Here is a 2,500-nt window from a genome sequence, read left to right on the forward strand (position 1 = left end):
ATGATATAGCAATTTTGAGTGGAAGTTATTGGGAGCGGGGAGAGGATTTGAACCTCTGACCTTCAGGTTATGAGCCTGACGAGCTACCGGGCTGCTCCACCCCGCACTAGTGTAACAAGGATGCCTTTTTCTGACTGTATTCAAGGCATATGGTGATCTTCCAGGACTTATGTCAGGATGACAAGTGGTGACCAGACTTGGAGGCTACGCTCCCTCGCGGCGCATGTTTCAGCGGGAACTGAAAGTTTTTTGTCGAATATTGCAAGGGATTGCATGTATGGGGGTATATTGGAAGACCTGGCGGCGACCGACTTTCCCATGCCTTAAGACATAGTATCATGGGCGCTGGGGTTTTTCACGGCCGAGTTCGGGATGGGATCGGGTGGTTCATACCCCGCCATTGCCACCAGGTCATCCAATATACCCTGCAGGGTTGTATTGGTATGTGATTGGTTGGTTAAGAGCGGATATTTCGGCCTGTTTCATACAGTATCGCATAACATGACCGATATGAGTGTATGTGTGTTATATCAAGTAAGTGCAAGGGCTATTAGTATCGGTTAGCTGCATGCATTTCTGCACTTCCACACCCGACCTATTGACGTGATGGTCTATCACGGCCCGTAATGAGACCTGGTTTTGAGGGGGGTTTCTCGCTTAGATGCTTTCAGCGATTATCCTGTCCATACTTAGCTACCCAGCGGTGCTGCTGGCGCAACAACTGGTACACCAGAGGTATGTTCACCCCGGTCCTCTCGTACTAGGGGCAAATCCTCTCAAGTCTCGACATCCACGGCAGATAGGGACCGAACTGTCTCACGACGTTCTAAACCCAGCTCACGTACCACTTTAATCGGCGAACAGCCGAACCCTTGGGACCTGCTCCAGCCCCAGGATGTGATGAGCCGACATCGAGGTGCCAAACCTCCCCGTCGATGTGGACTCTTGGGGGAGATCAGCCTGTTATCCCTAGAGTACCTTTTATCCGTTGAGCGATGGCCCTTCCACGTGGAACCACCGGATCACTATGGCCGACTTTCGTCTCTGCTCGAGCTGTCACTCTCGCAGTCAGGCGGGCTTATGCCATTGCACTCAACAGCCGATGTCCGACCGGCTTGAGCCCACCATCGCGCGCCTCCGTTACTTTTTGGGAGGCGACCGCCCCAGTCAAACTGCCCACCATGCAGGGTCCCAATCCAGGCTAACTGGATCTGGTTAGACATCAAAAAAACTCAGGGTGGTATTTCAAGGATGGCTCCACACAGACTGGCGCCCATGCTTCAAAGCCTCCCACCTATCCTACACAGCGTTTTCCTGATGCCACTACAAAGTTGCAGTAAAGGTTCATAGGGTCTTTCCGTCTGACCGCGGATACCCCGCATCTTCACGGGGAGTTCAATTTCGCTGAGCCGATGCTGGAGACAGCGGGGAAGTCGTTACGCCATTCGTGCAGGTCGGAACTTACCCGACAAGGAATTTCGCTACCTTAGGACCGTTATAGTTACGGCCGCCGTTTACCGGGGCTTCAATTCAGTGCTTGCACACCTCCTCTTAACCTTCCGGCACCGGGCAGGCGTCAGACCCTATACGTCGTCTTTCGACTTTGCAGAGCCCTGTGTTTTTACTAAACAGTCGCTACCCCCTGCTCTGTGCCACCTGATCATGGTTGCCCAAAATCCGGTCTTGCTTCTTCCGAAGTTACGCAAGCATTTTGCCTAGTTCCTTCAGCATCGTTCTCTCAAGCGCCTTGGTATTCTCTACCAGTCCACCTGTGTCGGTTTCGGGTACGGTCTATTCGCTAGAGCTATTTCCCGGAATACTCCAAAAGCCAGGCCAATCCAATAAGACCTGACAACATATCATATTCGTCACTTCTAGCAGGTTCAGGAATATTAACCTGATTTCCATCGACTACGGCTTTCGCCCTCGCCTTAGGGGCCGACTAACCCTGCGTGGATTAACCTGGCGCAGGAACCCTTGGACTTTCGGCGACAGTGTTTCTCGCACTGTTTGTCGCTACTCATGTCAGCATTCGCACTTCTGATATCTCCAGAGAGGGTCGCCCCGTCTCCTTCACAGACCTACAGAACGCTCCGCTACCACATATATCATGTGATATACATCCACAGCTTCGGCAGATAACTTGAGCCCCGTTACATCTTCGGCGCAGGGTTTCTTGTTTAGACCAGTGAGCTATTACGCTTTCTTTAAAGGATGGCTGCTTCTAAGCCAACCTCCTGGTTGTTTTGGAATCCCCACATCCTTTCCCACTTAGTTATCATTTGGGGGCCTTAGCTGGTGGTCTGGGCTGTTTCCCTCTCGACAATGGACCTTAGCACCCACTGTCTGTCTGCTATGCTCATACTCTTGGGTATTCGGAGTTTGGTTAGGTTTGGTAGGTCTTTGGGACCCCCGAGCCCATCCAGTGCTCTACCCCCCAAGGTAATACATAACGCTCTACCTCAATAGATTTCGCGGAGAACCAGCTATTTCCAAGTTT

Annotated in this window: 1 tRNA gene and 2 rRNA genes (1 of these 3 cut by a window edge); all 3 read right to left on the reverse strand. The window is 51.8% G+C overall.

Features of this window, described 5'->3' with window-relative positions:
- Window positions 1–29 precede the first annotated feature (29 nt).
- Window positions 30–106: transfer RNA gene (locus GM552_RS08795), tRNA-Met, on the reverse strand.
- Window positions 107–295: 189 nt separating this feature from the next.
- Window positions 296–411 (reverse strand): 5S ribosomal RNA (rrf, locus tag GM552_RS08800).
- Between the two features lie 120 nt (window positions 412–531).
- Window positions 532–2,500, reverse strand: a 23S ribosomal RNA gene (locus GM552_RS08805) (it continues 771 nt past the right edge of the window).

The sequence above is a fragment of the Commensalibacter sp. ESL0382 genome (assembly GCF_009725775.1).
Lineage (GTDB): Bacteria > Pseudomonadota > Alphaproteobacteria > Acetobacterales > Acetobacteraceae > Commensalibacter > Commensalibacter melissae.